Source organism: Clostridium tepidiprofundi DSM 19306 (genome assembly GCF_001594005.1).
GTDB classification, from domain to species: Bacteria; Bacillota; Clostridia; order Clostridiales; family Clostridiaceae; genus Clostridium_AC; species Clostridium_AC tepidiprofundi.
In genome coordinates this window covers 1-5261 of sequence record NZ_LTBA01000086.1, presented here as the reverse complement: position 1 = coordinate 5261, position 5261 = coordinate 1, and the positions used below count along the sequence as shown (strand labels likewise).

Genomic DNA, 5261 nt, shown 5'->3' with positions numbered 1-5261 from the left:
AGAATTACGAGTTTTTCTTACTTACTCTGTTTACTTTTCAAAGACCTTTTCTTCTCCGCCGCTTCAAGCGACTTCTGTATTATAGCAAATTACTTTTGCTCTTGTCAACAGCTTTTTGAAAGTTTTTCTTACTCTCATTTGACTGTTTACTCATCGCCGCTTTGTGAACTTTCTTGTCCGCCGCAGCGACAAGTAATATCTTATCATAATAATCATAACAGATAATGTAGTGAAGAGCTACATTTATAGATTATCTCCATTTTTCTCTAAAATATTCTCTTTTATTTCAAATTTCTCATATTGATATTCCTGGGAAAGTATGTGACCACTTTTCTAGTCTCCAGTCTCCATTCTCTAATCTCAAGTACAGATTTGCCATTTGTATACCAGTATCTGTTTTAGGTGCTAAGTACTAAAATAAGTTTGCTAGACTGCTAGAGGGCTAGTGCAGATTTGTAACTTGAAAACTAGCATCTATTTAAGAACAAAGTTCTAGGTATTAGTTTTCATCAAAGTAACAATCTGCTTTGGTGATTGGTGATTGGCGATTGGCAACTATTTATTAGTCTCCAGTCTCTAATCTCCAGTCTCAAGTACAAATTTGCCATCTGTATACCAGTATCTATTTTAGGTGCTAAGTACTAAAATAAGTTTGCTAGACTGCTAGAGGGCTAGTGCAGATTTGTAACTTGATTACTATATGCTTATAATAACCAAATGTTTTTATATTACATTTAAGAAATCGCGTAACGATTTCATCATTAACTAGCCACTAGCAAACTAGTCAACTGGCAATCTTTATTAAGGAAATCGTATAACGATTTCATCATTAACTGGTAACTAGCCACCTGGAAAACTGGCACTCTTATATTAGTTTTCATCAAAGTAACAATCTGCTTTGGTGATTGGTAATTGGCGATTGGCAACTATTTATTAGTCTCCAGTCTCTAATCTCTAGTCTCAAGTACAGATTTGCCATCTGTATACCAGTATCTATTTTAGGTGCTAAGTACTAAAATAAGTTTGCTAGACTGCTAGAGGGCTAGTGCAGATTTGTAACTTGAAAACTAGCATCTATTTAAGAACAAAGTTCTAGGTATTAGTTTTCATCAAAGTAACAATCTGCTTTGGTGATTGGCGATTGGAAACTCTGTTTTAGTTTCCAATCTCTAGTCTCCAGTACAAATTTGTGACTTGAGAACCAGTATCTGTTTAGGTTCTGGGTGCTAGGAGAAAAAAGGTACTAGAAAAGAAGGGAACAGCTTTCAGAAAAAAAGTAAGTGTGCTAGTTTGCTAGAGGGCTAGACTACTAGTGCAGATTTATAACCTGATTATTAATACTTAAAATAAAAAGGAACAAATTCCATCAATTCTCAAATTTGTTCCTTGGAGCGGAAAACGGGACTCAAAACCACGGCATCTACCTTGGGAAGGTAGCGCTCTATCAACTGAGCTATTTCCGCAAAATATATTATAGTAATATTGTACCATTATTTTTATTATTTTCAATAGTATAACAATATGTTTTATTCCTTTAACCAATAAAACTTGCAGTCTCTTGTTCTCTCTAAAAATCCATATTCTATTAGATATCTTCTTAGCAATACATAATCTTCATATATCTGCTTTAGTATTTTATTCACTTCTTTCTCTGTATATTTTTTCCTAGCTCCGAAATTTTTCGCAATATGTTGAAGTACTATGATTTTCCTTTTTTCTTTTGATGGTAAATCACTCAAAACCATATTGTCCTTACCTTTAAAATAGTTATTTATTATCTTTTCTCTTTCTTTTTCTGTTATCGCATATCTTTCATCCACCATGGTCGCTCCTTTGTGAATTTCAATCAACTCATTGTTTTTATCATTATTTTCTTTTTTATTCTCACTAATCAGTTGCATCAAACATAAAAATATTTTCGCTTGCTTTACTTTTTCTCTTAACTTAAATCTATGATTTCTAACAGTTGATGCACTTACACCTAGCATTTGTGATATTTCTTTATCACTCTTATTTGCATATAAGCATTTTATTATTTCTTGTTGAACTTCAGTTAATCCAGTGTATTTTTTATTCATATTAATAAGATAGTCAAATACTGAAACATGTCGCTTATTTATATGAATTTCCACTGCTTTTTGAGCATCATAATATAAATTTTCAATGGGATAAATAATTCCCTTTTCAAATTGTTCTCCACATATTAAACAGGTGTATTTACCACTATTTTCATCATAAACATACCCTTTTTTTAAATCATCAATTTCGCACTTCCAAAACAATTCAGATATATCCATCCACTCACCTCTATATTACTATCACCTCTATATTACTATTTGTAAACATTGTATAATATCGTTTGTTGTTTTGTCAACATTTTAATTAATTGTTTAGTATTTTTGTGTATGCATAAAATGGCGAACTAAAAGCACCATTGATAACAATCAACGGTGCTTTATTCAAATTCTTCTTTATCTACAATATTACCTATTTATAACAAATTCATTGTGTAATGTAAGCAACAAAAATTATCCAATATGTCACCACTTTTCGAAAGTTCATAGTTACCTTATAGTGATTCTTTGTAAATAGCCTTAACTAATTCTTTGTCAGCTTTAACAGGTGCACAATCTAATAACAAATTCAAACTAGGAGTTGTGAATGCAAGATCAACTAAATTATCAATATCACTATCACTAAATCCTTGAGTTGTTAATGTATCAGTTACACCAATATTATGAAGCCAATTTCTAACACCTTCACAAGCTATTTCAGCTTCATCCTTTTTTCCTTTTAAATTAGGTACCATTGGTGATAATACATCAGCTAATATTTCTGGTCTAGCCTCATAAGTATATTTTACTACTGATGGAACTAACATTGCTAATCCTAAGCCATGTGGTAAATCAGGCTTAACAGCACTAAGAGGATGTTCTAATGCATGAGTTAAATGAAGCATTGTATTATCAAAAGCTATCCCTGCAATTAATGATGCATATGTTAAATAATATCTAGCTTCTAAATCTTCTCCATTTTCTAAAGCTATTGGTAAATATCTATGAATTAATCTTATTGTTTCTTTTGCTAGAAGTATAGTATATGGATTTGCTATTACTGTTGTACATGCTTCAATAACATGATTTACAGCATCCACAGATGTATATATAGTTTGATTCTTAGGAAGACCTACCATTAATTTAGGATCATCTATCGAATATAAAGGATATCCGAACTCATAAGCTGTACAAGGCTTATATTGTTTTTCAAGTATACTTACTACAGCAAATCTATCACCTTCTGTACCAGTACCATGAGTAGTATTTACAGCAATAACAGGCAATGCTTCCGTTGGAGTAAATTTGTATTCAAACAAATCCGTAGCAGTTTTATTAGGATATTTAACCATTACAGCCACACTCTTAGCTGCATCTATTACACTTCCACCACCGATTGCAACCACTGCTTGAGCTCCTAATTCTAATGCAACTTTAGTAGCTTCATCAACATGCTCAGTTGTTGGATTAGCCGTAATTTTATTATATAAAGCATATTCAATATTATTGTCTTTGAAAGCTTTTTCAACCCGATCCCAAGCTCCAGTCTTCTTATAAGAAGCTCTTCCTGTAATTACTATTATTTTGTTAATTCCACTATCTTTTAATTCTTTAATAATATCAAAGATCTTTTCAATAGCCCCAATACCAAAAAACACATCTGATTTACATCTAATGTGATTTACTTGATTTAAATTCATAGTTTTTTCCCACATATAACCTATACCTCCACCTATTATTAATTAAATAGCAAATTCGTATAACACAGTATTGTTAAATATATAACAATTTGCTATAGTTATATTCTAACACCAATAAAATTTTTTTCAATATATTTTTGTGAATTTTCTATAAATTTATAATATATTTCTTATACTTTTAATATAAAAAAAGCAAGTAATTTTATTTTTCTTTTCATATTTTTCCTCATATTTGTTATATATGCTTAATTTCATATTTCTCATAGATATTATTACATAAATGTTCCTGGCAGTTCATTTTTATAATATATCTTTCGTTATCTTTTATAATCCATTCATGGAATCCTGTATCTCCTGTAGGAAATTTGATTTCAGTATCAACTGGTAGTCTAAAAATTGCTTTGTTCAGCATTGATATAGTGCCTCCATGTGCAATTATACATATACACTTTTTTTCATCACTTTTATAATTTTTATCTAAAAACTTATTCCAAAATTTTTCTACTCTCATTCTAAACTCAATTATAGATTCTCCTCCTGGAATAGGATCGTATATTTTTCTTCCACCTACAGGTAACGGGTATTTTACCTCAGCTTCTTTAAACGTTAAACCAGCTAAAAGACCATTATTCATTTCCATCAAATCATCATTTACTATTAAATCCAAATTAAACTCTTCTCCAATTTTTCGTGCAGTACAATATGCTCTTTTTAGTGGACTGCATATAATCTTATCAATCTTATATTTTTCTTTTAAATATTTTGCAAGCAAGCTTGCCTGTAATTCACCTTTTTCAGTTAATGGAAAATCTGCCCTTCCCTCATGACACTTTTCTATATCTGCTAGTGATTCTCCATGTCTTACAAGTAATATTTTAAGCATAAAATATCCCCCTTAACATATAGCATTACATATACAAAATTTGATTACATTCTCCCATTTACAGAAGCAGTAATATTGCAAAATCGATAAAAACTAGTATATTAGTGATTTTTATATTTAAATATATACCTTTGTATATAAATAATTACAAATAATAGTATTATAAGATAATTTACAATCATTTATTAATTATATTATTTATTTCATATAATTTCAAATTATTTGTAGTTGCATATACTATCATATGTTATAATAATATTAAATTTTATGACAATGGAGGTAAATATAAGCTATGATTAGTAAATATTTCTTAAGATTTCAGATTTTATTAGTTTGTATTGTTTTTATAATTACAGGCTGTACAAGCTCCCCTAGTTGCTCTAAGAAAACTGAAAGCAATTATACATCATTTGAATTAAGTGATACACACAAGCATATAAAAATACTGGATGATGCTATCCCAAAATATGAAATATTTCTTACTGGTGAATCTCATCATATAGATGTGAATTTTCCACTTGAAACATTTTTTCTTAAATATCTAGTTGTTAATGGAAATATAAAGTATTTTATACCTGAGCTACCACATAGTATTGCTTGCAGATATGAAGAATATCTTAAAAC

At 29.8% G+C, this 5261-nt stretch carries 4 protein-coding genes and 1 tRNA gene; 1 reads left to right on the top strand and 4 read right to left on the bottom strand.

Annotated elements, in window-relative coordinates; genetic code table 11:
- Nucleotides 1–1387: 1387 nt before the first annotated feature.
- The 4 genes from CLTEP_RS13480 to CLTEP_RS13465 all read right to left on the bottom strand — a co-directional run bounded on the left by CLTEP_RS13480 (nt 1388) and on the right by CLTEP_RS13465 (nt 4637).
- A tRNA-Gly gene (locus tag CLTEP_RS13480) sits at nt 1388–1463 on the bottom strand.
- 63 nt (nt 1464–1526) lie between these two features.
- Nucleotides 1527–2297: a DUF2087 domain-containing protein gene (locus CLTEP_RS13475; RefSeq protein WP_066827551.1), complete on the bottom strand. Its 771-nt coding sequence runs from the start codon at nt 2295–2297 to the stop codon at nt 1527–1529.
- Nucleotides 2298–2569: 272 nt separating this feature from the next.
- A complete protein-coding gene (locus CLTEP_RS13470; protein WP_066827550.1) occupies nt 2570–3769 on the bottom strand; it encodes an iron-containing alcohol dehydrogenase in 1200 nt (399 codons plus the stop codon).
- Between the two features lie 220 nt (nt 3770–3989).
- A complete protein-coding gene (locus tag CLTEP_RS13465) occupies nt 3990–4637 on the bottom strand; it encodes a histidine phosphatase family protein (protein WP_066827549.1) in 648 nt (215 codons plus the stop codon).
- Nucleotides 4638–4929: 292 nt separating this feature from the next.
- Between CLTEP_RS13465 and CLTEP_RS13460 the strand changes: the two genes are divergently transcribed.
- The coding region (locus CLTEP_RS13460) for a hypothetical protein (RefSeq protein ID WP_153016351.1) at nt 4930–5261 on the top strand (332 nt) is incomplete at its 3' end.